Below are 25,789 nucleotides of genomic sequence, written 5' to 3' on the forward strand. Positions count from 1 at the left end.
ACTTAATTCTATATAAAATGAAAACAATAGAAGTAAGAAAAATTCAGGAATTATTTCCCTAGGGTAGCCATTTTTATGGCAGCGATAGCGGCCTCCGTACCTTTGTTGCCGTGTTTTCCTCCACTGCGCTCACGTGACTGTTGTATGTTGTTGTCCGTTAAAACGCAAAAGATCACTGGAATATCCAATTGCACGTTCAGGTCTTTAATTCCCTGTGCGGTGGCGCTACATACAAAATCAAAGTGTTTGGTCTCACCCTGAATGACACTTCCAATAGCTATAATGGCATCCAGTTTTTTTGTAGCGGCCAATTTTTTACTCCCGAAGGTAAGTTCAAAACTGCCAGGTACATTCCATCTAACAATGTTTTTTTCCAAGGCTCCACAATCCAATAGGGCTTCATGGGCACCATTGTAAAGGCCTTCGGTAATTTCATCGTTCCATTCAGAAACTACAATACCAAAGCGAAGGGCTTTGGCATTGGGTATGGTTTCCTTATCGTAAACGGATAGGTTTTTATTTTCGGTGGCCATTATTTAGAACTTTTAGCCATGCCTATGAAGGCATCTACAGTAGTTGCTTCCGCAGAAGAAGCGTATTTCTCCTTTATCTGTTCAAAATAGTTTAAAGCTTTTGATTTATCACCTAAATCAAGAGCAGTAACGCCTGCTTTATAAAGGAATTTTGGTGCCGTAAAGTTGTTGTCGCTATGGTTCAACGCTTTTTCATAATAATCCAAAGCATCTTCTGGTTGGCCCAATTGCATAAAAGCATCGCCCACACCACCTTTGGCTAATGCGCCCAAGATATCATCCTCAGATTTAAAATCCTCTAAATGAGTAATGGCCTCTTGGTACTTTTGCATGTTCAAGTAAGCCATGCCAGCAGAATAGTTGGCAAGGTTGGCCGCTTGGGTCCCACTATATTCATCAATAATATCCAGAAAGCCGTATTTTCCTTCGGCTCCGTTTAAAGCCAAATTATAGAGAGAATCTTTGGCGGTAGTGCTATTTATCGCTTGGTCAAAATACTGTTGTGGGTAGTACATTTCATTGGTAGCGCTTGCTTCCTTTGGTTTTTCTACAAACTGTACGTAAGCTAGATAGCCCAATACGGCTACGGCAATTACACCAATGAAACCTAAAATATAGTTTTGGTTTGAGGCAACCCATTCCTCCGTTTTAGAGGCACTTTCATCTAACGTACTAAATACTTCTGCCGTTGCGCTTTCCTGTTCTTCAACAACTTGCTCTTCAACTTTGTTTTGAGGTTTAAATCCGCGCTTTTTATATGTGGCCATCTTCTTATTTTATAGGTCGCGCAAAAATAAAATTTTTATCTAAAACCTAAAGGGTATTTATTCGTTATTTTTGATGTTTCGATAGATTCAAGCACTAAAACCCCCAAGTAGTTCCATGATTTTAAAAAAACTTTTCCTTATCAATTACAAGAATTTTGATTCAAGAGATTTTCAGCTTGATGATAAAATCAACTGTTTTGTAGGGGCCAATGGTATAGGTAAAACTAATGTGCTAGATGCCATTTACCATTTGGCTTTTGGAAAGAGTTATTTTAACCCTGTATCTTCCCAAAACATTAAACATGGAGAAGAGTTTTTTGTGATCAATGGAGAATTTGAAAAGGGTGAACGGGAGGAGAAAGTGGTCTGTAGTTTAAAAAAGGGTACCAAAAAGGTCATGAAAAGAAATGGTAAAATTTATGACCGATTGGCCGATCATATTGGTCTGTTGCCAATGGTCATGATTTCTCCCGCGGATAGGGACCTAATCATCGAGGGAAGTGAAACCAGACGTAAATTTATGGATGGGGTCATTTCACAATCAGACAAGGCGTATCTGCAAAACTTATTGAAGTACAATAAAGTGCTGGCCCAAAGAAATTCGTTATTGAAGTATTTTGCAGCGAACCGTACCTTTGATTCTACTACACTAGCTGTATACAATGATCAGTTGAACGATTATGGTACAGAAATATTTAAAAAAAGAAAGCTGTTTCTAGAGCGCTTTGTCCCTATTTTTCAGGAGCAACATGAAATTATAACCGGAGGAAAGGAACAGGTTTCCTTAGTGTATGAAAGCAAATTACTTCATAGTGGATTGATACAGCTTTTGGAAGATAATCTTGAAAAGGATAAAGCTTTGCAGTACACTTCGGTGGGCATCCATAAGGATGATTTGAGTTTTGAGATTCATGGTCATCCTATTAAAAAATTCGGCAGTCAAGGGCAGCAAAAGTCTTTTTTGATCGCTCTAAAGTTTGCGCAATTTCAGTTTATAAAAGAACAGTCTAACAGTACACCTATATTACTTTTAGACGATATTTTTGATAAATTGGATGAATATCGGGTGGCGCATATTATCAATTTGGTGAACAACGATAATTTTGGTCAAATATTTATTAGTGATACGCATGCCGATCGCACGGAAACCATTGTAAAACAGATACACCAATCTTATAAAATGTTCCCCATTGGGGCGGCCTAATAAATTATAAATGATGTTGAAAAAATTGAGGCTTTTATTTTCGTTCCTGGTGTTCGTTCTAATTTTTGGTTGTTCTGAAGGAATTAAAAAAGAAGAACTAAATCAATTGAACGGTTACTGGGAAATAGAAAAGGTGATCTTGCCAGATGGCAGCGTAAAGGAATATACTGCCAATACCAATGTAGACTTTATTCATTTGGAAGAATTAAAGGGATATAGAAAAAAAATGAGTCCCAATCTCCAAGGTAGTTACGTGACAACCAACGATTTGGAAAGCTTTGCCATTTTGGAAAAAAACGGGGACTTTTGGATGCATTATGAAACGGACCTAACGCAATGGTCAGAAAAATTAATGACCCTTCAAAAAAATTCCTTTACTGTTATAAATGAGGATGGCATTACCTATGATTACAAAAGATTTGAACCCATTTCAATACCCAAATAATGGCGAAAAGAAAAAATGACAACCTAAGTATGGGTGAAGCCTTAAACGAGTTTATTAAAGAAAACCGACTACAGCCTGGAATGGACAAAGTTGATGTACGTGAGGCTTGGAAAAATTTGATGGGCAACGGGGTAAATAACTATACCAGTACAGTAGAACTTAGGGGAGACACCCTATTTGTTGGACTCTCCTCTTCCGTGCTCCGAGAAGAATTGAGTTTGGGCAAGTCCAAGATTATAACTATGCTCAATGAAGATTTGGGGCGGGAATTGGTAAAGAAACTGGTGTTGAGATAAAAAAGCCTTCACATGTCGTGAAGGCTTTGAAATTTATACCTCAGTTGGGGGCAATTAGAATATTTCGCGACCTGAAAAGTGGAAAGCTCCTTCTATGGCAGCATTTTCATCACTATCCGATCCGTGTACCGCATTTTCAGCTATGTCCGTAGCGAACATTTTTCTTATGGTTCCTTCCGCAGCCTCCGCCGGGTTGGTGGCACCAATAAGCGCTCTAAAATCCTCTACGGCATTGTCCTTTTCCAAGATGGCAGCTACAATGGGGCCTCTTGTCATGAATTCTACCAACTCGCCAAAAAATGGTCTTTCCTTATGTATGGCGTAAAACTCTTGGGCATCTCTTGTGCTCAATTGCGTATATTTCATTGCAACGATCTTGAAACCAGCAGCTGATATTTTTTCTAAAATAGCTCCAATATGCCCTTTTTCAACGGCATCTGGCTTGATCATTGTAAATGTTCTGTTTGTAGTCATGTTTTTAATTTTTTGCAAAAATAAGCTTTATTCAACAATGGGCAATAATTAATAGGTTTGTTCCAGTTCTTGTAAAATAGTTCCGTTATCACCTTTGATTTGCATTTGCACTTGTCTGGTTTCAAAATTAAACCCAAGCAATCCAAAACTTTTTTTTGAAACCACGTTACCGATGCGATATGGATTGGGTTCCCCATTAAAACCATCATAAGAGTGGGTTAGGCCGCTACTGGTAAAATCAATTAAGGGGTAGTTCAATTCTTCTAGATCAATTTTAGAAAACTCTGAAATATGTCTGTCGCCGGAAAGAATGATTACGCCATTAGCTTTGGACGTTGCAATAACCTCCATTAATTTTTTGGCTTCCTCGGGAAAATTCCCCCAAGTTTCAAAACCATGTTCAGAAGACAAAACTTGAATACTGCTTACTATCACGTTAAAATCCGCTTCGGAATTGGTCAATTCATTCTCAAGCCATTTCCATTGCTGTGCGCCCAAGATGGTGGCATCTTTTTTATTATCGGCTTCGTATCTTTTGCCTGTTAGCTTACTAGGAGTAAGGGAAGTTCGAAAATAGCGGGTATCCAATACAATTATTTTAAGTGAGCCTTTAGCCATTTTGTATTCATGCGAGGAATAAATACCTTCTTGTTTTCTTCTGGGGCTATCTTCAGGTACCCCTAAAAAGTTGAGTAGTTCTTGCTGACTTTCGTTCTTTTTACTATAATCTGTGCCACTGTCGTTTACACCGTAATCATGGTCGTCCCAGGTGCCAATAACCGGAACTTTGCTTTTCAATGCTGCGTAGCCGGCAACGCTGTTTTGTTTGTTGTAAAGCCTTCTCAGCTTTTTCATATTATAGGTGTCCGAATAAACAATATCCCCACCCCAGATCCAAACATCGGGGTTTGAAACTAGAATATCGTCCCAAAGGTTATTGGGTTCATCATGCTTATTGCACGAACCAAAAGCCAAATTAAAATGGGATGGAAATTGAGTGCTTGTAGCCCTATTTGGTGCAACAGTCACCAATTCTTTTTTAGCGCTACAGGAAAAGAAAAGTGTTGTTAGGATGACAATAGAGAGTATGTGGTATTTCATTGGCCCATATTTACTACTGCAAAAATAGCCCATTGTACATTTTCTCTATATTAATAAATTGTATCTTTGCGCGCATGAATTTGGAGACAGTACAAGCGGTTAAAGAACTACTTTCCACCCCGCAAAAAATGGTAATTATACCGCACAAAAATCCTGATGGCGATGCTATTGGTTCTACATTGGCTCTATGGCATTTTTTGCAAAATAGAGGTCAGGATGCCACCGTCATAGTTCCAAATGACTACCCAAAGTTTTTAAAATGGATGCCAGGAAGTGACCAAATTTTGAATTTTGAGAAGGAAAATCATCAGTGTAGGAATAAAATAGAAAATGCTACAGTGGTCTTTACGTTGGATTTTAATCACTTGGGCAGGGTGGGTCAGTTGGAGGAGCCGCTTGCAGAAGCAGCAACGAAAATTCAGTTTGTGATGATCGATCACCATCAAGCTCCATCAGACTATGCAAAAATAATGTACTCTGATGTAGAAATGAGCTCTACCTGCCAAATGGTCTATAACTTTATTGAGGCGATAGATGGTGTGGATAAGATTACCTCTGAGATGGCAAATTGCCTTTACACGGGGATAATGACGGATACAGGGTCTTTTAAATTTAGGTCTACCACAGGAGAAACTCACCGAATTGTTGCCGATTTAATTGATCGGGGAGCAGAAAATACCGAGATTCATCATAGGGTCTTTGATACCAATACTCTCGCTAGGCTTAAATTGTTAGGAGTAGCCCTTAACAACATGAAAATTCTGGAGCAGTTTAAAACCGCCTACATCACACTAAGCCAAGATGAACTGGATGCCCATAATTATCAGAAGGGAGATACGGAAGGATTTGTCAATTATGGCCTCACCTTGGAGGGAATTAATTTTGCCGTCATTTTTATAGAAAACAAGGAAGAGGGCATTATAAAAATATCATTTCGGTCTATCGGAGATTTTTCAGTGAACGAATTTGCTAGAAGCCATTTTAACGGAGGAGGACATAATAATGCCGCTGGCGGAAGAAGTGAAAGATCTTTGCAAGAAACTGCATTGCATTTTGAATCTTTGTTGGAGGACTATAAAAATCAGCTTGCCGTATGAGAAGTTTAACTCTTTTGACTTTGTTTGCACTACTACTCGCCGGTTGCGGTGGGCCTGAGCCTAGAAGACCTGTAGAGGTAAAGACCGGTAGTTTTTTTAAGGAATCGGTAGAAAGAAACAAAGAGCTTTTGGCACAGGAGGAAAAACATATTCAGTCTATCATAGCAAAGGATTCCCTTCACGAGTATAAAAATTCTGCATCAGGTTCTTGGTATTATTACGAAGTGGAAAACGACCAAGACGTACCAACTCCCCGTCCAGATGATTTGGTCACCATGCAATTCGAAATTTACAGTTTTGAGAATGATACTATTTACAGTGCTCCGGAGATTGGCACAGTTACCTATAAGGTAGATAAGCAAGAGCTTTTCCCAGGATTAAGGAATAGTGTTAAACTGTTAAAGGAGGGCGAGACAGCTGTTTTCTTTTTTCCTTCTTCCTTAGGATTTGGCTATCATGGAGATAATAATAAAATAGGGGTGAACGTTCCCTTAAAGGTCAAGTTGTCAATTCTCAAAATTGAGCAGGAGCCTCAAGAATTATCAATTAATAAATAGAATTAAAACCCAAATTAGTAAGCAATGAAAAAAGCGTATGCAATCGTACTTGTTCTAGGTGTTATTTTGGCAGGATGTAAAAGTCAATATGCAGAACTGGGCGATGGCCTTTTTGCAGATATTCAAACCAATAAAGGCGATATTATCGTTAAGCTGGAATACGAAAAAACACCGGTTACCGTAGCTAATTTTGTTTCTTTGGCAGAAGGCAAAAGCCCCTTTGTTACAGACAGTTTGAAGGATAAGCCCTATTATGATGGAATTATTTTTCACCGCGTAATCAAAGATTTTATGATTCAAGGTGGAGACCCAACGGGGACAGGTAGGGGTAATCCTGGTTATAAATTTAAGGATGAATTTAATGATAGCCTTTTGCATAATAAAAAAGGTATTCTTTCTATGGCCAACAGTGGTCCCAAAACGAATGGTAGTCAGTTTTTCATTACCCACAAACCTACTCCTTTTCTAAACGGAAGACATACTGTTTTTGGGGAAGTGGTTGAAGGTTTGGATGTGGTAGATACCATTGCCAATGTAGAAACTTCGCAAGATCCAGTTTCGAAGGATAGACCTATTTCCGAAATTGTAATGAACAAGGTAGCGATCGTAAGAAACGGAAAAGCAGCCAAAAAGTTTGATGCCGTTCAGGTAATGAGTGACTATTTTGCCGAGGAGGAAGCTAAAATTGCTGCCTTTGAAAAAATGAAGGCTGATTTTGTAACCTCGCTTGAAAAAGAAAAAGCTGAAGCAGAGGAATTGCCATCCGGACTAAAAATCAAAACATTAAAAGAGGGTGAAGGCGAAAAACCTGTTATAGGTAGTAAAGTTTTGGTTCACTATGCCGGGTATTTGGAAGATGGTACCTTGTTCGACAGTAATTATGAGGATGTGGCCGTTAAATACAACAAGTTTGATGAAAGAAGAAAGTTGGGCGGCGGTTACAATCCGTTACCAATGGATTATAGTCCAGATGCAGGTCTTATAGCAGGATTTAAAGAAGGCCTTTTAAATATGAAGGTGGGAGATAAGAAACGTATTTTTATTCCTTCTCATTTAGGTTACGGCCCTCAGGGTTCTGGACCTATACCACCAAATGCCAGCTTGGTGTTCGACCTTGAAATTACCGGAATCGCAGAATAATATTTCTTGCATGTTATGATATAGTAAAACCTCGCAGTCGCGAGGTTTTTTTCGTTTTAAGACTTTACGGGATTTATGAAAATAATGCAGTTCATCTAAAAAAAATACTAGTACGGTATTAGTGCCGTTTATTCATTTCATTAAAACCCTAAATCTTAAATTTTATGAATTGGTACTTTAAAGTATGGCAGAACTACGTGAATTTTGAAGGAAGAGCGAGAAGAAAAGAATATTGGATGTTCTTTCTATTTAATATGTTGATTTCCTACGGACTACAGATTTTGGCAGTGGTAGCTGAGGCTCCCATATTGTTTGTAGTATCATTGATCTATTCTTTTGCCGTTTTACTTCCGGCTATTGGGGTGGGTGTTAGAAGAATGCATGATGTAGGAAAAAGCGGATGGTTCATTTTAGTGCCTTTCTATAATCTCTATTTGGCATGTTGCGATAGCGAACCACATGAAAACAAATGGGGACCGAATCCAAAAGCGGATGAAGCTCCAAGTTTACAGAAAGTTTAAATAGGAGGGTCGGCCAATGGCCGACCCTTTTTTTATTTCTTGGGCGTATCTTTTATAACCTCAAGCAAAAATTTCCAGAATTTCTGAACTGACATAATACTCACCCGCTCATCCGGAGAGTGTGCTCCTAAAATGGTAGGGCCAAAACTGATCATATCCATTTCAGGATAATTTTGACCTAAAATTCCGCACTCGAGCCCCGCGTGACAAGCAATTACTTTAGGTTCCTTCTTAAACAACTCAGTATACTTATTTTTAGCAACTTCCAATATTTTGGAATTTGGATTGGGTGACCAACCAGGGTAGGTACCACTGAAGTTTACATTGCACTTGGCCAATTCAAATGCACTTTTTAGAGCGTGAGCCAAATCCATTTTTGCCGAGTCTACCGATGAACGTGTTAAGCAGCCTATTTTTACTTTTCCGTTTTTAACTACCACTTTGGCCACATTATTGGAGGTTTCCACTAAATCGGGTATAGCGGGACTCATGGCGTAAACTCCGTTATGCGCCGTATATAGGGCCTGTAGTAAGCGTTCTTGAGCACCTAAACCCATCACTTGTTTGGGTAATTTGGTTTCTTTCAAACCTATCTCCAAGTTTGGTTCTATAAATTTAAGTTCCTCCTTTATAGTTTGTGCCCATGCTTCAAAATCCTTCTTGAAAGCATCTAATTGAGATTTTAACAAGGCGACTACGGTAACACTTTCTCTTGGGATAGCATTGCGCAGACTTCCGCCTTCAATCTCAGCGATACGCATCATAAATTGATTGGATGCGTTGTATAAAATACGGTTCATGATTTTATTGGCATTGCCCAGGCCTTTATGTATTTCAATACCGCTATGTCCACCTTGCAAGCCTTTGACGGTAATTTCAAGCCCAACAGTGGCTCTTGGTGTAGGTTTTTGGCTATAGCTTCTAGTGGCGGTCACATCGATACCTCCAGCACAGCCAATATCGATTTCATCATCTTCTTCAGTATCCAGATTCAATAAGATTTCACCCTGTAAAACCCCACCTTTGAGTCCCATGGCACCGGTCATTCCGGTTTCTTCGTCAATGGTAAATAAGGCCTCCATTGGCGGATGCGCAATATCGGTACTTTCCAAAAGCGCCATGATAGCGGCAACTCCCATACCATTATCGGCACCTAGTGTAGTTCCCTTAGCCTTTACCCAATCATCGGCAATGAACATTTCAATGCCCTGTTCGTCAAAATTGAAAACGGTATCGTTATTTTTTTGGTGCACCATATCTAAATGTGATTGTAGGGTCACCATTTTTCTATCTTCCATTCCGGGTGTGGCAGGCTTTCTTATGATAACATTGCCTACTTCGTCCTTAAAGGTTTCCAACCCGAGAGAATTGCCAAAATTCATCATGAATTCAATTACGCGTTCCTCTTTTTTAGAGGGGCGCGGTACGGCATTTAAATCGGCAAATTTGTTCCAGACCGGTTTAGGGGATAATTCTCTTATTTCGTTGCTCATAATCCAATTTTAGGGCACAAAAATACATACTCTCCAATTGGCATGCGTGCATTATTGGTTAATTTTGTTAGAGCTTTGTGTGGTCATCTAGAATTAGATGAATGCAAAATTTGAAATCGAATGTTAAAATAATAACCGATAAGTTTCACTTTGAACAATAAGTTAAAGAATTACATTGCCCTAAGTCTAATTCTTCAAATCATTTTGGTTATGTGGTTGGCAGGGCATTCTGAGTGGATTGAAACGTACTATAGCAATGGTATTTATCCGTATATAAGCCGGTTTTTTAGAGTGTTATTTGGTTGGTTGCCCTTTTCCATTGGCGATTTGATTTACGCCGCAATACTAATTCTAGGTCTGACATACCTCGTACAGAACTTGAAACAAATTAAGTTGAAACCCTTATTTTTTTTGAGGGATATAATTTTGGTATTGTCCGTGTTCTATTTCACTTTCAATTTGGTGTGGGGGCTAAACTACTATCGCAAACCGTTAGCCAAAAATTTTGCTATTAAGGATTCCGTGCAAACCGCCGAAGTTCTGAAATTAAGTCGGCAACTGGTAAAGAAGGTGAACCTGCTCCAAGAGGAAATTACCGGCGATACCATCACCATGGTACAAGTGCCTTACACCCGAAACGAAATCTTTGAGAAAACAATTGCAGAATACCACCAAAACTCAGGTGAAACTACTTTCTTGCAGTATAAAAATGCAAGTTTAAAAAAGTCTGTTTTTAGTTTGCTTTCTTGTTATTTGGGCATTGGTGGCTATTTGAATCCTTTTACCAATGAGGCCCAAGTGAACGCTAAAACTCCCGTTTTTAGATTTCCAGTGGTAGCCGCGCACGAGGTAGGACACCAAGTTGGTTACGCCAAGGAGAATGAAACCAATTTTATTGGCTACTATATGACCATGAAAAGTGAAGATATTTACTTTCAATATTCTGCCTACGCTTATGGATTAAGCCACTGCTTAAGTGCTGTAAAACGATATGATGAAGCTGTGTTCAATGAGATTTTTGACGGGGTAAATCAGGGAGTGAGAGAGAATTATAGGGAGTTATACGAGTTTAATCAAAAGTACCAAAACCCTTTTGAGCCCATATTCAAGTCAATTTTCAATACCTTTTTAAAAGCCAATCAGCAAAAAGATGGCATAGAAAGCTACAGTAAAATTGTAGAGTTGATGGTGGGCTATCATGAAAAACATCCGCTTTAAAAATGGATTTCTTGAAATTGTATTCAAGTACTTTTGGTATCAGCAGTTCAGCTTGTCTGTTTTTACCAATTGAGAAAAAGTCATCTTAGCCTCTTAAAACATTTCCTGTTTCCTTGGCCTTTCTTTATTTTTAGAGCTTTCTTTTTAGAATCAACTATATGAACAAATCCTTTGCTTTTGTAATCCTTCTCATTCTAGGTTTGAGCAGGCTCTCATCTCAAGAATATTTTCCTGATAACACCCAGGTAAAATCACAAAACAATAATTATACGGCCATAGTCAATGCTAAAATTTATGTCTCACCTTCCAATGTCATTGAGAATGGTACTCTTTTGATAAAGAAAGGAAAGGTTGTGCAAGTGGGAAAATCGGTAAAAATCCCCGCCAATACCGTTCAGGTTGATGTTGCCGGAAAATGGATTTACCCTTCATTCATAGATGTTTTCTCAGAATTTGGTGTTGCCAAACCGGAAAAAAGCAAAGAAGGAGGTCGCTCTGCCGAATATGAGCCTTCACGCCAAGGTTATTACTGGAACGACCATATAATGCCAGAATTTGATGCGGTCAATTCCTTTGTTTACGATGAATCTACTGCCAAAAATTTACGGGAGGTTGGTTTCGGCGTTGTCAACACCCACCGCCATGATGGTATTGCCCGCGGAACCGGTGTATTGGTTGCACTCAATGGAAAAGAAGGAGATGCAGAGCGCATTTTGGATGACCGTTCTGCCCAATATTTTTCCTTCAATAAAAGTATCGCCCACAGGCAGGCCTATCCTACCTCATTGATGGGAAGTATGGCTCTATTGCGTCAAATGTACTATGATGCAGATTGGTACGCCCAGGGCAAGAGTGAGACCAAAGACCGTTCCCTAGAAGCTCTTAACAGCAACAATTCTTTGGTACAAATTTTTGAGGCAGGTGATAAGGGCAATGTTCTAAGAGCTGACGGAATCGGAGATAAATTCGGTATACAATACATTGCTTTAGGAGGCGGTGACGAATATGAAAGAGTGGCCGATATAAAGGCTGCGAATACAACCTTGGTGTTGCCTTTGAATTTTCCGGATGCCTATGATGTTTCTGACCCATATACGACCAAATATGTTTCTTTAGCCGATATGCGAAATTGGAATCAAGCGCCTGCCAATCCAAAAATTATGGCGGAAAATGGAATTCCGTTTTCACTTACCCTGCACGGACTAAAATCGACCGTAGATTTTAAGGATAAAATTAAGAGGGCCATTGCTTATGGACTATCAAAGGAAAAAGCCCTCGAGGCATTGACTGTCATTCCAGCTCAGATTTTAGGGAAAACCGAAAGTTTGGGAACTTTGGAAGCGGGTCGTTACGCTAATTTTTTGATTACTTCAGGGGATATTTTTGAAGATGGAACTTTGTTATACGAAAATTGGGTACAAGGCCAAAAGCACGTGGTCAATGATATCAACCAAAAAGACCTTCGTGGCGATTATGATTTGGCCATTGGAACCGATTCATTTCAGTTAAGTATTTCGGGTGAAGTATTACAGCCAAAGGCAGAAGTAAAAAAAGATACGCTAAAACTGAACACCAAGCTGGATTATAAAAATGATTGGCTAGTAATGTCGTTGGTAAACAATGAAAATGGAGCTACCTATCGTTTAAGCGGAGCAATTAGTGGAGATAGCAATAATTTAGAAGGTAAGGCAGTTATTTCCAATGGTAAAGAAACCACTTTTAAGGCAGTAAGAACGAAAGCTTTCGCGGGCAAAGAAAAAGACCAGCCGGAAGTTCCGGAAATGGTTCCCGTCACATTTCCCAATATTGCCTATGGAAATACTTCCTTGCCAAAACAACAAACCATGTTGTTTAAAAATGCCACCGTGTGGACCAGTGAAGATGCCGGTATTTTGGAGCATACCGATGTTTTGGTCAAGAACGGCAAAATAGAAAAAATTGGAAAGGATCTCAAGGCCGGTGGAGCTAAGGTCATCGATGCTACCGGAAAGCACCTAAGTGCCGGTATTATTGATGAACACAGTCATATCGCGGCTCTCGCCGTGAATGAGGCAGGTCAAAACTCTTCGGCAGAGGTAAAAATGGAAGATTTGGTGGACTATGAAGACAAAGGTATTTATCACGCCCTTGCTGGTGGCGTTACCAGTTTACAGTTACTTCACGGGTCCGCGAACCCTATCGGTGGTCAGTCTGCCATCATGAAATTGAAATGGGGAGAACGTCCTGAAAAAATGGTTTATAGCAATACCCCCAAATTCATCAAATTCGCTTTGGGGGAAAACGTTAAACAGAGTAATTGGGGTAGTTACAGCCGTTTTCCTCAAACTAGAATGGGGGTGGAGCAGGTTTTTGACAATTACTTTCAACGGGCTAAGGAGTACATGGATGCCAAGGCCAGAGGAGAATCCGTACGATACGATGTGGAAATGGAAACCTTGGCCGAAATTATAAGAGGCGAACGATTTATAAGTTGTCACAGTTACGTACAGAGTGAAATTAATATGATGATGAAGGTGGCCGAAAAATTCGGTTTTAGGGTCAATACCTTCACCCATATTTTAGAAGGGTACAAAGTAGCCGATAAGATGAAGGAACATGGTGTAGGTGGTGGAACTTTTTCAGATTGGTGGGCTTATAAGTTTGAGGTGAACGATGCTATTCCCTATAACGCGGCCATTATGCAAGAGCAGGGGGTAACAGTCGCAATCAACAGTGATGATGCAGAAATGATCCGTAGACTTAATCAAGAAGCGGCCAAGACCATTAAGTATGGTGGGATGACAGAACTGGAAGCTTGGAAGATGGTAACTATCAATCCGGCAAAACTACTGCATTTGGAGGATAGAACAGGTAGTATCAAGGAAGGTAAAGATGCCGATTTGGTACTGTGGTCCCATAATCCCTTATCTATATATGCAAAAGCGGAAAAAACCATAATTGATGGTGCTGTTTATTTTGATTTGGAAACCGATAGAAAGATGCGAGAGGCAGTAGAAAAAGAGCGGGCCAAACTAATAAACCAGATGCTGTTGGAAAAACAAGGAGGTAAAAAAACACAACAACCTGCTTTAAAGAAAAAAGTATTAATGCATTGTGATACCGGAAGTTTGAACGACCATCACGAGTAGGCAGGTTTCAGGTAACCAAAAAATGAAAAATCAAAAGGACATGAAATTAGGAATAAAAATATGGGTAGCGCTTCTGGTAGTTCAGTTTTCGGTAGGTCAGCAAACGCCGGGTGATAAGCAGGACGAGGCCATTTATATAGAAGGTGCTACCGCGCATTTGGGTACTGGGGAAGTTATAGAAAACTCACTGATTATGTTTCAAGAAGGCAAGCTGACATTTGTGGGAAGTGCCATGACTAAAATTGCTCGTAGGGGAAGAAAAATCAAAGGCGATGGAAAACACGTCTATCCCGGCTTTATTGCACCAAGCACCTCTTTGGGGTTGGTAGAAATCGATGCGGTAAGGGCAAGCAGGGACCAGGATGAGATTGGAGAAATGATTCCCCATATAAGAAGCTTGATTGCCTATAATGCCGAATCAAAAGTGGTGGAGAGTATGAGGCCCAATGGTATTCTTATTGGGCAAATTACACCCCAGGGGGGTAGAATTTCCGGGACCTCCTCCATCGTACAATTTGATGCTTGGAATTGGGAGGATGCCGCAGTAAAAACTGATGACGGCATCCACTTAAATTGGCCCTCTAGCTACCATCGTGGCAAGCCAAACGAAAATTACGCAGAGCAAATTGCTGAGGTGAAAGAATTTCTGAAAAACGCCCTTGCTTATGGAAAGGCTGCTTCCAATGAGCTTAATCCTGCTTTTGAGTCCCTGCAAGGGATTTTTAAAGGTGCCCAAAAACTATATTTGAATGCCAGTGGCGAAAAGGAGATTTTGGATGGAGTAAAAGTTTTAAAAGAAAATGGCGTAAAGGATATTGTACTGGTGGGTGGATATGAGGCCTACAAAACCATTGATTTTTTAAAGTTAAACGAAGTTCCTGTATTGTTGAGGCATACGCACATGTTGCCCCATTCTGATGATGAGGATTATGATTTACCATATAAGTTACCGGGAATTTTGGTGGAAGCAGGGCTCCTTGTGGGGCTACAGAATTCGGAAACTTCCAATTTTCAGACAAGGAATTTGCCCTTTTTTGCGGGGCAAACCGTAGTTCATGGTTTGAGTAAAGAGCAAGCTTTGCAGCTGATTACCGGCAACACGGCCAAAATTTTGGGTATTGATGAGAGCTATGGTACCCTTGAAAATGGTAAAAGCGCTACTTTGTTTATCTCCGAAGGCGATGCATTGGACATGAAGGGAAACCGATTGATTCACGCCTTTATTGATGGACGGGAAATTTCTTTAGAAACCCATCAAACTGAGCTTTGGAAACGGTATTCGGAGAAGTACGAAGGCAAGTAGTTATTAACTTGCAGGGTAAAATGTAAAAGTTTGTCCTTTTTCGAAGACTTTTTCTCCTGTAGGCACTTTTATAAATCCGTGGGCTTGGGCCAAGCTAACCAAATCTCCCGAGCCATTGCCTTTTAATAAGGTAGCATGTAGTTGAGAACCGTTCCAGAAGGTTTGTACTTGTAAAAATAGGGTCAATGTAGGGTGCGGATTCACTTCTTCTTGCAAAGTCACTTCTATATGGGTAGAAATATCCCCATTCATAACCTTTAACCAAGATAGAAAATAGACGTGGTAATTGGCAAATGTGGAAACGGGATTTCCTGGGAATGAAAATACCACGCTGCCTGATTTTTCATGGCGACCAAACCAAAATGGCTTCCCCGGTCTTTGAGCTACCCGGTGAAAAATCTTTTCTACACCCAAACTATCCAATACTTCTGGGATGTAATCAAATTTTCCTTTGGAAACACCACCGCTTAACATCAACACATCAAAATCCTCTAAAACTTGTTTTAGCTTGCTTTCTATGGCTTCTTTAACATCGGGGAGATGTACCAATTCATGTGCTATCCTTTGGTTGGATAAGGCTGCAGAAAGCGAAATAACGTTCGATTTTCTAATTTGATGTGGTTCTGGGGTATCTTGTACCTCCACAAGTTCGTTTCCGGTAGAGATGACACAGATTCTGGGAGCTTTTTGAACCAATACCTGATGCTTGCCGACCGACGCCAAAACACCAATTACGGCTGCGGTAATCTGCGTCCCTTTTTTCAGGATAATCTCCCCATTTTCAATATCACTTCCTCTTGAATGTATATTCTGCCCTTTTTTGGGGATGGAGGTAATCTTGGCGATGCCTTTTGAAATTTCGGTCTCCTCGTACATGATAATTGTGTCGGCATCATGGGGTAACACGGCACCGGTCATTATTTCCAAACAATGAAGACCATTCTCCAATCGCTGTTGGGGCATGCCAGCACTAAGAATTCCCTGTATAGGAAACTCGGTAATTCCGTTCTCAATTGCCCTGTAGTTAATGGCGATGCCATCTTTGGTAGAACGATTAAAGGGAGGAAAATCCCTATCAGCCATGATGTCTTCGGCCAAAATTCTATGGGTTGAAGAGAGTAGGGGAAGGGTTTCGGTGCCTAAGTTGATGGTATGGCTCAGAATCTTTTCAAACGCTTCCTCAAAAGAAATCATAGCTTGTGAATATGGCGATTAGGCATTTGATTTTTTACGCTTCCAAAGCCAGCTACCTACAAAGTAAGCGACCAAGGCAATGATAAAATATTTGAAGTAGGACACGGGTTCCCCTTCGCCATTAACCGTCGTAAAAATTCGGTCCCAACGGGGCTTCCAATTAAAAATTCCCTCATTGAAATTATCAACGCTCATCCAGATAAAAATAGGTGTACCCACAATGTGATTTTCGGGAACATAGCCCCAAGCACGGCTATCTTCTGAATGATCACGGTTATCGCCCATCATCCAATAATAATCTTGCTGAAAAGTGTAAGAATCGGTTACTTGTCCGTTTACCTTGATTTGATTGCCGGAAACACTCAAGGTGTTGCCTTCATACTCGGTAATGATTTTTTTGTATAGCGGAAGCGATTTTAAATCGAGTTTAACCGTTGCTCCTTCCTCTGGAATATAAATAGGACCCATCTGATCATAATTCCAAGGATACATTGGGTTCTGAGGGAAATTGTTATAGCCCGCCACTCCTTTATCGTCCAATTCCTTGACCACGGAATCAATAGAGTTGTTCTTTTTTAGTTCGGCAACCATTTCATCGGTTAGTGCTGCGATACGTTCCCTTGGTGTTTCTTCGGTCATGGCCAAGCCTTGGCTTCTAATGACATTGACGGGAATACCACCAGCTTTCGTATAAAGTGCGATTTTACCATCCGTTGTGCGGTCAGAACCAATAAGGTACTTTCTTATGGCATCAAATTGGGTTTGATTGATAGCTCCGGTCAAGTATTTTCGTTGAAAATCCATAACCCCAATTTCCTGCAGTACTTTGGAAGAAACCCCTTTGTTGGCATAAACCGTGTAATCATACTGGGGCTTGGCACGATCCGGTAATTGCAACTGTTTACCGTCTATATAAACGTAACCATCAATGATTTCAAGGGAATCACCAGGTATACCAACACAGCGCTTAACATAATTAGACTTCTTGTCAATAGGTTTTATGACCCCGGCCTCTTTTTTGAAAAACTGCCTTACGGTATCTGCTGGCCAACTAAAGACCACAATATCGTTTCTATCGACCTTTGTAAATCCAGGGAGCCTAAAATAAGGTAGTTGAGGCTTTTTAAGGTATGATTTGGTTCTAACAATAGGTAATGTATCATGAACCATAGGTGCGGCCACAGTGGTCATTGGTGTTCGCGCCCCATAATGGAACTTACTTACGAACAAGAGGTCTCCCACGCGTAACGTACGCTCCAAAGAGGGGGTGGGTATAACGTAGGGTTGAATAAAATAAGTATGCACTAAGGTAGCTGCTATAACTGCAAAAGCAATGGAGCTTACCCATTCCCCCGTGGCAGTGGTAGGGTGCAAACTTCGGTTTTCAATATATTTTATATCTAGGGCATAATTTACATAGTAGATATAGAAACCAATGGTTAGTATCACAATCCACGTTTCAGCTGTACTGTTTCTGCCAAAACTTCTAATGGTCTCAATCCATATGATGGGAAACATTAAAAGGTTGATAATGGGTATGAACAATAAGACCGTCCACCAAGTGGGCCTATTGATAATTTTCATCAGAACGATGGCGTTGTATACGGGAACTGCCGCTTCCCATGCCTTTCTACCGGCTTTTACATACAATTTCCAAGTGCCTAAAAAATGGATAACCTGAACGATGAGAATAAATAGTAACCACTGTGTAGCGTTCATTTTGAGAGTATTATATCGATTGGTTTAACGCAAATAAGTTCTTTCTTCGGATAATCAATAACAGCTTAACCTAGGTTTAACACATCTTTCATGGTGAAAATGCCTTTTTTTCCCTTGATCCATTCCGCTGCGATAACGGCACCCAATGCAAAACCTTCCCTATTGTGGGCCGTATGTTTTATTTCAATGGAATCTACCTTGCTAGTGTAATCAATAGAATGCGTACCGGGAGTCATTCCTATTCTTTTGGCGGTAATTGGAATTTCATTTTCCGCGGCATTTTCCAATTTCCATCCTTTGTAATCACTATTGTTTATGATACCCTCCGCCAAGGTAATGGCTGTACCACTGGGTTCATCCAATTTTTGGGTATGATGAATTTCTTCCATGGAAACCTTATATTGATCTAAGGACTTCATCATTTTTGCCAAATATTGATTGAGCTCAAAGAATATATTTACCCCCAAACTGAAGTTGGAAGCGTAAATAAAGGCGCTGTCATTATCGTTGCATATTTTCTTGGCTTCCTCAAATTTATCAAGCCAACCAGTAGTACCGGAAATTACGGGAACCTTATGTTCAAAGCATTTGGTGATATTACCGTAAGCGGCACTTGGCATGCTAAAATCGATAGCAACATCCATTTGAGAAAAATCGATCTCTTTCGTGTCTACCTCAATTTTTGCAACTATTTTATGGCCTCTATCTAGAGCGATTTGCTCTATCATTTTTCCCATTTTTCCGTATCCGAAGAGTGCTATATTCACCTTTGATGTAGTATTATAATTTTATTGAATGGCCCAAAAATAAGATTTGAAACCCATTTTATAGGCTAATTGTATGTTTTTGTGCAAAGTGGACGCCATTCCCCCCTCCCTAAAATTTAATAGTCATCGTCATACCGTAGTGTGGTACATTGGCTACGGGGTCTAGGTCAATGTAAGGTTGCATATCAAAACTAAGGTCATCATCTACATTGAATTGCTTTAAATGTGCGTCTACGTTGGCATCAACAATATTGAGGGCATATAATGCAACAGAGACCAATAGGAGTAAATCCCGATCTCTTTGATATCTTTCTTGCTGGCTTTGAAGGTCGTCCGTTTCCAAATCCGGACCGGAGCCATCACCATTTAAATCATAAAACTCATCGTCTGCAAAACCGGCTTGTCTTCTTTTAAAAGCGGTTCGAAAACGGTCATACCTACTATCGTTCCATGTATATCCATAAACGGCTGCACCAATGGCTCCGTAGACCAAAGGAACTTTCCAGTAACGTTTGTTGTAAACCTGACCGAGTCCGGGCAAAACAGCGGAGTAAAATGCAGCTTTGCTGGGCGCCAATGGGTTAATGGACCTGTTCTTTTTAGTTTTTACAGTATCTACAACCACGATACCCTCTTCTTTCATAGAGGTTTGAAGAGAGTCTATTTCTTTTGTAGGGGTATCTTGTTCTTGGGCAAATGTGCTGCAAACAACCAATGCCCATAAGAACCATATCATTAAGGATTTATTCACCAAGTATCAATTTTTTGATTCTTTTGAATTCTTCTTCGGAGTGAAATGGTATGGTTATTTTGCCTTTGCCTTTATCCGTTGCAGAAACGGCAACTTTTACGGATAAACGGTCCGTAAACGTATCTGCTCCTTTTTTAACAAAGTCCGGGATGCGTTTTGTCTTTTTGCCTTTGGTATCTTCTGGAGCTGAATGGTATTCCTTTACTCTTTTTTCTGTTTCGCGTACGCTTAGGTTCTCACCAACAATTTTTTCGTAGAGAGCAATCTGGTCGGATTTCTTTTCAATATTAACCAACGCCCTGCCATGGCCCATACTTAAAAAACCGTCTCTCATACCGGTCTGTATAATAGGGTCTAAGCGTAAAAGTCTTAAATAATTGGTAATGGTGGACCTTTTTTTACCTACACGCTCACTCAATTTTTCTTGGGTAAGTTCAATTTCATCCATAAGACGTTGGTAGGACAAGGCAATTTCAATGGGGTCTAAATCTTGGCGCTGAATATTCTCGACCAAGGCCATTTCCAAGGATTCTTGGTCGTTGGCTATACGAATGTATGCAGGAATGGTCTCGAGTCCGATCAATTTAGAGGCTCGGTACCTTCGCTCACCGGAAACCAACTGGTATTTGTTAAAATCCAGTTTTCTTACGGTAATAGGTTGGATAACGCCCAGTTCCCTAATGGAGATGGCCAATTCCTGTAACGCCTCGTCATTGAAGTTGGAACGTGGTTGAAATGGATTGACCTCAATGGCTTCAACATCCAATTCTACAATGTTTCCCACTACCTTATCGGCATTTTTGTCCGATGCAGATTTAATATCGTTGTCCGGGTCCTTCAATAAAGCCGAAAGTCCGCGGCCCAATGCTTGTTTCTTTGTTGCTCTCGCCATTAAGCTATTTCTTTATTTTTCTTGACCACTTCATTGGCCAAGTTGAGATAATTGGTAGCTCCCTTACTACTGGCATCATACTTTATAATGCTCTCCCCATAACTTGGGGCTTCGCTTAAACGTACATTTCTTTGAATAATAGTGTCAAAAACCATATCCGCAAAATGTTTACGAACTTCTTCGACTACTTGGTTGGACAACCGTAAACGTTGGTCGTACATGGTCAACAACATACCTTCAATATCTAAATTGGGGTTGTGAACTTTCTGTACGCTCTTGATCGTATTCAATAATTTGCCCAAACCTTCCAAAGCAAAATATTCACATTGAATAGGAATAATGACGGAATCTGCCGCTGTTAGAGCATTTAAGGTCAATAAGCCTAAAGAAGGTGCGCAATCTATTAGTATATAGTCATAGGAATCACGAAGTTCGGAAATAGCCTTTTTCATCATATATTCCCTGTCGTCCTTGTCAACGAGCTCAATTTCAATGGCCACCAAATCTATATGTGCCGGTATCAAGTCTAGATTAGGGGAATCTGTTTTTATGATGGTTTCCTCTGCTTTTTGGGTCAATTCCAAGAGCTGGTATGTTCCCAATTCAACCTCTTCCACATCAATTCCTAAGCCCGAGGTTGCATTGGCCTGTGGGTCTGCATCAATAAGTAGAACCTTTTTTTCCAATACTCCAAGGGAGGCCGCTAGGTTAACGGTAGTAGTGGTTTTGCCTACTCCACCTTTCTGGTTTGCAATAGCAATTATCTTGCCCATTATTCGTGATTGTTAGAGGGTAAAAATACGATTATTTACAATGTGATTGAAACCATTTTGTTAACACAAGGTGAATAACCAAGGTATTTTGCGTTAAAGTTGGTTAAGTAGAAAAGATATTCGATGAAGTGCAGACGAGTAGTTTATTAAAACCTTACTCTTCGTTTTTTACGTGTAAACTATCTTCATACTCAATTAGGTAAATTTCCTCGTTTTTTTTCTTGAGATAGTATTTTTCCCTAGCAAATTTTTCCAATTCATCAGGATCCGATAGTTTTTCCAGTATTTGCTTGTCCTTTGCAATTTCTTGCTTCAGGAATTCCTGTTGCTTTTCAAGCTTGTTGATTTCTTTTTTGAGTTCTAGGTGAATTAATAAGGAATTGGTATCAAAAAAAAGCATCCATATAACAAAAACCGTTGCCACCAAGATGTATATATTGGTAAGCAGGCTAAACCATTTCTTTTGTCTTAGTTCTTTAATGCCCATTTAAACTAGGTTAATTTGTCATTGATGATGGTTTTAACAATGTCTATGGCTACGGTATTGTATTTGTTGTTGGGTATGATGATGTCCGCGTATTCTTTACTGGGTTCAATAAATTGAATATGCATTGGCTTGATACTGGTTTGGTATTTTTCTAGGGTTTCATCCAAATTCCAGCCGCGTTCATTTACATCGCGTTTTAATCGTCTAATGAGACGTTCGTCAGAATCAGCATGAACAAAAATCTTGATGTCCATCATTTTACGTAATCGGGAATTAGTCAAAATCAAGATTCCCTCCACAATCAAAACCTTAGTTGGGTGAACCGGTACGGTTTTGTCCGTACGATTGCATTCTAGAAACGAATACACAGGTTGTTTTACGGAATGCCCATTTTTAAGTTTTACCAGATGTTTTTCCAGTAGTTCAAAATCTATGGAATGAGGATGGTCAAAATTGGTCTTTCTTCGTTCTTCCAAAGGTAAGTGTGACAAGTCGTTATAGTAAGAATCTTGTGAAATAACGCCCACCTCCCCTTCTGGTAGTTCATCTATAATTTGATTGACCACTGTGGTTTTTCCACAACCGGTTCCTCCAGCAATCCCTATAATCAGCATTCCAAGTAATTTTTTGACAAAAATACATATTTGAAGTGCAATTGGGCACAATTCTGTAAAACGTTGTTGGCATACCCATGCTTCGTACTTATATGCCTAATTTTGTACCATGCAAAATAAGAATGTAAAGCCTAATTTTGAGTTCATTGCGTTAATGGCATCATTAATGTCCATTGTGGCGTTGGCCTTAGATGCTCTTTTACCAGCTTTGTCTCAGGTAGGTGAAACTATCAACAGTTTTGATGCCACAGAAAACCAGATGCTCATTACCATGATTTTTTTGGGATTGGGCATTGGTCAACTCTTTTTTGGTCCGCTTTCGGATAGTTACGGCAGAAAACCCATTGTTTATGCAGGTTTTATACTTTTTGCCTTGGGCAGTGCTGTTTGTCTGTTAGCACCCAATTTGACCGTCATGATTGTTGGTAGAATGATTCAGGGAGTAGGTCTTTCGGCACCCAGAAGTATCGCAATTAGCATTATAAGAGACACCTACAAAGGGGATTATATGGCCCGAATTATGTCTTTTGTGACCGCCTTTTTTATATTGGTTCCTGTAATTGCACCCGCTACAGGAATGTGGATTATGGATGCTTTTAACTGGCAGGCCATATTTTATGTGCAGCTGTTCTTTGCCGTGATTATATGTATTTGGTTTTGGAAGCGACAACCGGAAACCCTAAAACCAATTTATAAAATTCCGTTTTCTTTAAAAGTCTTTAAAAACGGCACCTTGGAATTTATCAAACATCGGGAAACCGTAGCTTTTACCTTTACTTCCGGATTTATTACCGGGGCTTTTTTGGTCTACCTAAGCGGCTCGCAACAGGTATTTGAAGAACAGTATGGTCTGGTGGAGTCCTTTCCCTATATTTTTGCCGGGCTGGCGGTTTCCATTGGTCTGTCCACCCTTTTAAACGGAACTTTGGTCATGCGTTTTGGAATGCGACGGTTGGCGCTTATGGCCTTGACCGCCTTTTGTGCCATAGCGGTGTTGTACGTTTTTCTTTTTTGGAACCAACCTAACCCATCGGTATTTGTTTTGGTATCCTTTCTTTCGCTGCAATTTTTCTGCCTAGGTTTTCTTTGGGGAAATTTTAGGTCCATCGCTATGGAACCCATAGGTCATATTGCAGGAATAGGAGCAGCTATCAATGGCTTTGTTTCCACAGTGATTGCAGTGCCCATCGCCAGTTTTATCAGTCAATATGTAATAGATAGTGTTTGGCCTATGTTTTTAGGTTTGGCCATTTGCGGACTTATATCCTTGGCTATCATGTTGGCGGTTACCAAAAAGAAAGTCGCTGCGAGATTCTCTAGGGGATAATAAAAAAGGTTCTCGCCTTAAAGACAAGAACCTTTTAATTTGTTGGTCACGTTAATTTAAAGCGCTCCGTTAATAATTTCTTCTACCACTTCCGGATTAAGAAGGGTTGAGGTATCGCCTAGGTTAGAAGTGTCCTTAGAAGCGATTTTACGTAAAATACGTCTCATAATTTTACCACTTCGGGTTTTTGGCAATCCAGATACAAATTGAATTTTATCCAGTTTGGCAATAGGACCAATATGTTCCGTGATTTGCTGATTGATTTCCTTTGCCAGATTTTCCCTGTTTCTGCTTTCCCCAACTTCCTTGAGAATAACATAACCATAAAGAGCATTTCCTTTGATATCATGGGGGAAACCAACAATGGCACTTTCCGCCACGGCCGGATGTTCGTTAATGGAATCTTCTATAGGAGCAGTACCCAAGTTATGACCTGAAACGATGACCACATCGTCTACACGGCCTGTTATTCGATAATATCCAACAGCATCCCTAAAGGCGCCATCCCCTGAAAAATACATGTCTTTATAAGCGGAAAAATACGTATCTCGGTAGCGATCGTGGTCTCCCCAGATTGTTCTGGCTATCGATGGCCATGGATATTTGATGCAAAGCCTACCGGAAACCTGTTTACCTTTTAGTTCTTTCCCTTCTTCGTCCATTAAAGCTGGTTGAATACCAATAAAGGGCAAGGTCGCGTAGGTAGGGGTCGTTGGTGTCACATAGGGGATAGGTGTAATCATAATACCTCCTGTTTCGGTTTGCCACCAAGTATCTACGATAGGACTGTTTTTCTTTCCAACATTGGTATTGTACCAGTGCCAGGCTTCCTCGTTAATGGGTTCCCCAACGGAGCCTAACACTTTTAATGAAGATAGGTCGTATTTATCAATAAACTCTAGATTTTCTTTTGCCAAAGCCCTGATTGCCGTTGGTGCGGTGTAAAACTGGGTGACCTTGTGTTTTTCTACAACTTCCCAAAATCTTCCAAAATCAGGGTAGGAGGGCACACCTTCAAACATGACGGTTGTGGCACCGTTGGCCAAGGGTCCGTAAACAATATACGAGTGTCCTGTAATCCAACCAATATCGGCCGTGCACCAGTATACATCTTCCTCACGGTATTGAAAAACATTTTTAAATGTATAGGCCGAATAAACCATATAGCCGCCAGTGGTATGTACCATTCCTTTAGGTTTTCCGGTAGACCCGGAAGTGTAAAGAATAAAGAGCGGGTCTTCGGCGTCCATAATTTCAGCGACACAATCGGCGTAAGCTTCATCTAAAAGAGGTTGCAACCAATGGTCGCGTCCTTCTTTCATAGGAATATCTGTGTTGATTCTTTTAGCGACCAATACACTTTCTACGCCAGGGCAATTATCCAATGCTTTATCTACAATGCCTTTTAAATCAATAGTTTTAGATCCGCGGTACGAACCATCAGAAGTAAGTACAATTTTACAGTCACTATCATTGATTCTTGCGGCCAACGCACTAGAGGAGAATCCTGCAAAAACTACAGAATGTATAGCTCCAATACGCGCACAGGCCAACACGGCCACCGCGAGTTCAGGAATCATGGGAAGGTAGATACAGACCCTATCTCCTTTTTTTACGCCTTGGTCCAAAAGCACATTGGCCATTCTACAGACTCTTTCGTGTAGATCACGGTAAGTGATGTGCTGTGCTTCTTCATTTGGGTCATTAGGCTCAAATAAAATAGCCGTCTTATCGCCTCGGGTTGGTAAGTGCCGATCGATACAGTTCTCGGTGATATTTAGTTTTGCGCCTTCAAACCACTTTATTTCCGGTTTAGAAAAATCCCAACTAAGAACATTGTCCCATTTTTTTCTCCATACAAAATGCTCTTCGGCAATTTCTTCCCAAAAAGCCTCTGGATTTCTAACGGACTTTCGGTAAACTTGAAAATACTCTTCTAGGTGTTTGATGTGGTAATTACTCATTCGTGTGCTCTATTTCTCTAAAAT

25 protein-coding genes are annotated in these 25,789 nt (G+C 40.2%); 11 read left to right on the forward strand and 14 right to left on the reverse strand.

Features of this window, described 5'->3' with window-relative positions:
- Positions 1-50 precede the first annotated feature (50 nt).
- Together ribH and BIZ36_RS05370 are read right to left on the reverse strand one after the other, a co-directional pair.
- A complete protein-coding gene (ribH, locus tag BIZ36_RS05365) occupies positions 51-533 on the reverse strand; it encodes a 6,7-dimethyl-8-ribityllumazine synthase (RefSeq protein WP_187456844.1) in 483 nt (160 codons plus the stop codon).
- The gene (locus tag BIZ36_RS05370; protein ID WP_187456845.1) at positions 533-1,300 is read right to left on the reverse strand and encodes a tetratricopeptide repeat protein; all 768 of its coding nucleotides are present in this window, start codon (positions 1,298-1,300) and stop codon (positions 533-535) included. The genes ribH and BIZ36_RS05370 overlap by 1 nt, the downstream gene beginning before the upstream one ends.
- A gap of 115 nt (positions 1,301-1,415) precedes the next feature.
- Between BIZ36_RS05370 and recF the strand changes: the two genes are divergently transcribed.
- Genes recF through BIZ36_RS05385 form a run of 3 tightly spaced genes read left to right on the forward strand, consistent with a single transcriptional unit; the run spans position 1,416 to position 3,245 of the window.
- Entirely contained in the window at positions 1,416-2,504 is a 1,089-nt protein-coding gene (recF, locus tag BIZ36_RS05375) for a DNA replication/repair protein RecF (protein ID WP_187456846.1), read from the forward strand.
- Positions 2,505-2,514: 10 nt separating this feature from the next.
- Positions 2,515-2,949: a hypothetical protein gene (locus BIZ36_RS05380; protein WP_187456847.1), complete on the forward strand. Its 435-nt coding sequence runs from the start codon at positions 2,515-2,517 to the stop codon at positions 2,947-2,949.
- Positions 2,949-3,245 carry a DciA family protein gene (locus BIZ36_RS05385; protein ID WP_187456848.1) on the forward strand — a complete coding sequence of 99 codons (297 nt, stop codon included), beginning with the start codon at positions 2,949-2,951 and terminating at the stop codon, positions 3,243-3,245. The genes BIZ36_RS05380 and BIZ36_RS05385 overlap by 1 nt, the downstream gene beginning before the upstream one ends.
- Positions 3,246-3,299: 54 nt before the next feature.
- Here the strand turns inward: BIZ36_RS05385 and BIZ36_RS05390 are convergent, their stop codons facing one another.
- Both BIZ36_RS05390 and BIZ36_RS05395 read right to left on the reverse strand, forming a co-directional pair.
- On the reverse strand, positions 3,300-3,719 hold the full coding sequence (locus BIZ36_RS05390) for a nucleoside-diphosphate kinase (protein WP_187456849.1): 420 nt from the start codon (positions 3,717-3,719) through the stop codon (positions 3,300-3,302).
- A 48-nt stretch (positions 3,720-3,767) separates the two neighbouring features.
- The gene (locus BIZ36_RS05395) at positions 3,768-4,820 is read right to left on the reverse strand and encodes an alkaline phosphatase D family protein (RefSeq protein WP_187456850.1); all 1,053 of its coding nucleotides are present in this window, start codon (positions 4,818-4,820) and stop codon (positions 3,768-3,770) included.
- 74 nt (positions 4,821-4,894) lie between these two features.
- Here BIZ36_RS05395 and BIZ36_RS05400 point away from each other — a divergent pair, with 74 nt between their 5' ends.
- From BIZ36_RS05400 to BIZ36_RS05415, 4 genes are all read left to right on the forward strand, one after another.
- Positions 4,895-5,917, forward strand: a complete 1,023-nt coding sequence (locus BIZ36_RS05400) for a DHH family phosphoesterase (protein ID WP_187456851.1) — start codon at positions 4,895-4,897, stop codon at positions 5,915-5,917.
- The gene (gldI, locus tag BIZ36_RS05405) at positions 5,914-6,474 is read left to right on the forward strand and encodes a gliding motility-associated peptidyl-prolyl isomerase GldI (RefSeq protein WP_187456852.1); all 561 of its coding nucleotides are present in this window, start codon (positions 5,914-5,916) and stop codon (positions 6,472-6,474) included. Before BIZ36_RS05400 ends, gldI begins: the two co-directional genes overlap by 4 nt.
- Positions 6,475-6,498: 24 nt before the next feature.
- Positions 6,499-7,614: a peptidylprolyl isomerase gene (locus tag BIZ36_RS21395; RefSeq protein ID WP_187456853.1), complete on the forward strand. Its 1,116-nt coding sequence runs from the start codon at positions 6,499-6,501 to the stop codon at positions 7,612-7,614.
- A gap of 164 nt (positions 7,615-7,778) precedes the next feature.
- Positions 7,779-8,135 (forward strand): DUF805 domain-containing protein, encoded by a 357-nt coding sequence (locus BIZ36_RS05415; RefSeq protein WP_187456854.1) that lies wholly within the window; start codon positions 7,779-7,781, stop codon positions 8,133-8,135.
- 32 nt (positions 8,136-8,167) lie between these two features.
- Here BIZ36_RS05415 and BIZ36_RS05420 read toward each other — a convergent pair whose 3' ends face one another.
- Entirely contained in the window at positions 8,168-9,628 is a 1,461-nt protein-coding gene (locus BIZ36_RS05420; RefSeq protein ID WP_187456855.1) for an aminoacyl-histidine dipeptidase, read from the reverse strand.
- Between the two features lie 150 nt (positions 9,629-9,778).
- Here BIZ36_RS05420 and BIZ36_RS05425 point away from each other — a divergent pair, with 150 nt between their 5' ends.
- From BIZ36_RS05425 to BIZ36_RS05435, 3 genes are all read left to right on the forward strand, one after another.
- Complete coding sequence (locus tag BIZ36_RS05425) at positions 9,779-10,846, forward strand: DUF3810 domain-containing protein (RefSeq protein ID WP_187456856.1); 1,068 nt, start codon at positions 9,779-9,781, stop codon at positions 10,844-10,846.
- A gap of 158 nt (positions 10,847-11,004) precedes the next feature.
- Positions 11,005-13,974 carry an amidohydrolase family protein gene (locus BIZ36_RS05430; protein ID WP_187456857.1) on the forward strand — a complete coding sequence of 990 codons (2,970 nt, stop codon included), beginning with the start codon at positions 11,005-11,007 and terminating at the stop codon, positions 13,972-13,974.
- 22 nt (positions 13,975-13,996) lie between these two features.
- Positions 13,997-15,277: an amidohydrolase family protein gene (locus BIZ36_RS05435; RefSeq protein ID WP_222937267.1), complete on the forward strand. Its 1,281-nt coding sequence runs from the start codon at positions 13,997-13,999 to the stop codon at positions 15,275-15,277.
- 3 nt (positions 15,278-15,280) lie between these two features.
- Here the strand turns inward: BIZ36_RS05435 and BIZ36_RS05440 are convergent, their stop codons facing one another.
- From BIZ36_RS05440 to udk, 8 genes are all read right to left on the reverse strand, one after another.
- Positions 15,281-16,471, reverse strand: coding sequence for a molybdopterin molybdotransferase MoeA (locus BIZ36_RS05440; RefSeq protein WP_187456858.1), 1,191 nt, complete (start codon positions 16,469-16,471; stop codon positions 15,281-15,283).
- Positions 16,472-16,489: 18 nt separating this feature from the next.
- Positions 16,490-18,190: a signal peptidase I gene (lepB, locus tag BIZ36_RS05445; protein WP_187456859.1), complete on the reverse strand. Its 1,701-nt coding sequence runs from the start codon at positions 18,188-18,190 to the stop codon at positions 16,490-16,492.
- Positions 18,191-18,255: 65 nt separating this feature from the next.
- A complete protein-coding gene (gene dapB, locus BIZ36_RS05450; protein WP_187456860.1) occupies positions 18,256-18,957 on the reverse strand; it encodes a 4-hydroxy-tetrahydrodipicolinate reductase in 702 nt (233 codons plus the stop codon).
- Positions 18,958-19,066: 109 nt separating this feature from the next.
- Positions 19,067-19,708 carry a DUF5683 domain-containing protein gene (locus BIZ36_RS05455; protein WP_222937268.1) on the reverse strand — a complete coding sequence of 214 codons (642 nt, stop codon included), beginning with the start codon at positions 19,706-19,708 and terminating at the stop codon, positions 19,067-19,069.
- A complete protein-coding gene (locus tag BIZ36_RS05460; RefSeq protein WP_187456861.1) occupies positions 19,701-20,600 on the reverse strand; it encodes a ParB/RepB/Spo0J family partition protein in 900 nt (299 codons plus the stop codon). Before BIZ36_RS05460 ends, BIZ36_RS05455 begins: the two co-directional genes overlap by 8 nt.
- On the reverse strand, positions 20,600-21,373 hold the full coding sequence (locus BIZ36_RS05465; protein WP_187456862.1) for a ParA family protein: 774 nt from the start codon (positions 21,371-21,373) through the stop codon (positions 20,600-20,602). Before BIZ36_RS05465 ends, BIZ36_RS05460 begins: the two co-directional genes overlap by 1 nt.
- A 154-nt stretch (positions 21,374-21,527) precedes the next feature.
- Entirely contained in the window at positions 21,528-21,860 is a 333-nt protein-coding gene (locus BIZ36_RS05470) for an FtsB family cell division protein (protein WP_187456863.1), read from the reverse strand.
- Between the two features lie 5 nt (positions 21,861-21,865).
- Complete coding sequence (gene udk, locus BIZ36_RS05475; protein WP_187456864.1) at positions 21,866-22,474, reverse strand: uridine kinase; 609 nt, start codon at positions 22,472-22,474, stop codon at positions 21,866-21,868.
- Positions 22,475-22,583: 109 nt separating this feature from the next.
- Between udk and BIZ36_RS05480 the strand changes: the two genes are divergently transcribed.
- Positions 22,584-23,801 carry a multidrug effflux MFS transporter gene (locus tag BIZ36_RS05480; RefSeq protein ID WP_187456865.1) on the forward strand — a complete coding sequence of 406 codons (1,218 nt, stop codon included), beginning with the start codon at positions 22,584-22,586 and terminating at the stop codon, positions 23,799-23,801.
- Between the two features lie 56 nt (positions 23,802-23,857).
- Here the strand turns inward: BIZ36_RS05480 and acs are convergent, their stop codons facing one another.
- Positions 23,858-25,765: an acetate--CoA ligase gene (gene acs, locus BIZ36_RS05485; RefSeq protein ID WP_187456866.1), complete on the reverse strand. Its 1,908-nt coding sequence runs from the start codon at positions 25,763-25,765 to the stop codon at positions 23,858-23,860.
- Positions 25,766-25,789 lie beyond the last annotated feature (24 nt).

The organism is Cytophaga sp. FL35, assembly GCF_014349235.1.
Lineage (GTDB): Bacteria > Bacteroidota > Bacteroidia > Flavobacteriales > Flavobacteriaceae > Euzebyella.

Excerpts from the sequence above, each read along its gene's own strand:
- BIZ36_RS05465 (WP_187456862.1), bottom strand. The coding sequence starts at position 21,373 with ATGGGCAAGATAATTGCTATTGCAAACCAGAAAGGTGGAGTAGGCAAA.
- BIZ36_RS05380 (WP_187456847.1), top strand. The coding sequence starts at position 2,515 with ATGATGTTGAAAAAATTGAGGCTTTTATTTTCGTTCCTGGTGTTCGTT.
- BIZ36_RS05370 (WP_187456845.1), bottom strand. The coding sequence starts at position 1,300 with ATGGCCACATATAAAAAGCGCGGATTTAAACCTCAAAACAAAGTTGAA.
- BIZ36_RS05420 (WP_187456855.1), bottom strand. The coding sequence starts at position 9,628 with ATGAGCAACGAAATAAGAGAATTATCCCCTAAACCGGTCTGGAACAAA.
- BIZ36_RS05385 (WP_187456848.1), top strand. The coding sequence starts at position 2,949 with ATGGCGAAAAGAAAAAATGACAACCTAAGTATGGGTGAAGCCTTAAAC.
- BIZ36_RS05460 (WP_187456861.1), bottom strand. The coding sequence starts at position 20,600 with ATGGCGAGAGCAACAAAGAAACAAGCATTGGGCCGCGGACTTTCGGCT.
- BIZ36_RS05480 (WP_187456865.1), top strand. The coding sequence starts at position 22,584 with ATGCAAAATAAGAATGTAAAGCCTAATTTTGAGTTCATTGCGTTAATG.
- BIZ36_RS05430 (WP_187456857.1), top strand. The coding sequence starts at position 11,005 with ATGAACAAATCCTTTGCTTTTGTAATCCTTCTCATTCTAGGTTTGAGC.
- BIZ36_RS05400 (WP_187456851.1), top strand. The coding sequence starts at position 4,895 with ATGAATTTGGAGACAGTACAAGCGGTTAAAGAACTACTTTCCACCCCG.
- ribH (WP_187456844.1), bottom strand. The coding sequence starts at position 533 with ATGGCCACCGAAAATAAAAACCTATCCGTTTACGATAAGGAAACCATA.
- BIZ36_RS05415 (WP_187456854.1), top strand. The coding sequence starts at position 7,779 with ATGAATTGGTACTTTAAAGTATGGCAGAACTACGTGAATTTTGAAGGA.
- BIZ36_RS21395 (WP_187456853.1), top strand. The coding sequence starts at position 6,499 with ATGAAAAAAGCGTATGCAATCGTACTTGTTCTAGGTGTTATTTTGGCA.
- BIZ36_RS05435 (WP_222937267.1), top strand. The coding sequence starts at position 13,997 with ATGAAAAATCAAAAGGACATGAAATTAGGAATAAAAATATGGGTAGCG.
- BIZ36_RS05440 (WP_187456858.1), bottom strand. The coding sequence starts at position 16,471 with ATGATTTCTTTTGAGGAAGCGTTTGAAAAGATTCTGAGCCATACCATC.
- BIZ36_RS05470 (WP_187456863.1), bottom strand. The coding sequence starts at position 21,860 with ATGGGCATTAAAGAACTAAGACAAAAGAAATGGTTTAGCCTGCTTACC.
- BIZ36_RS05390 (WP_187456849.1), bottom strand. The coding sequence starts at position 3,719 with ATGACTACAAACAGAACATTTACAATGATCAAGCCAGATGCCGTTGAA.
- recF (WP_187456846.1), top strand. The coding sequence starts at position 1,416 with ATGATTTTAAAAAAACTTTTCCTTATCAATTACAAGAATTTTGATTCA.
- acs (WP_187456866.1), bottom strand. The coding sequence starts at position 25,765 with ATGAGTAATTACCACATCAAACACCTAGAAGAGTATTTTCAAGTTTAC.
- lepB (WP_187456859.1), bottom strand. The coding sequence starts at position 18,190 with ATGAACGCTACACAGTGGTTACTATTTATTCTCATCGTTCAGGTTATC.
- gldI (WP_187456852.1), top strand. The coding sequence starts at position 5,914 with ATGAGAAGTTTAACTCTTTTGACTTTGTTTGCACTACTACTCGCCGGT.
- BIZ36_RS05395 (WP_187456850.1), bottom strand. The coding sequence starts at position 4,820 with ATGAAATACCACATACTCTCTATTGTCATCCTAACAACACTTTTCTTT.
- udk (WP_187456864.1), bottom strand. The coding sequence starts at position 22,474 with ATGCTGATTATAGGGATTGCTGGAGGAACCGGTTGTGGAAAAACCACA.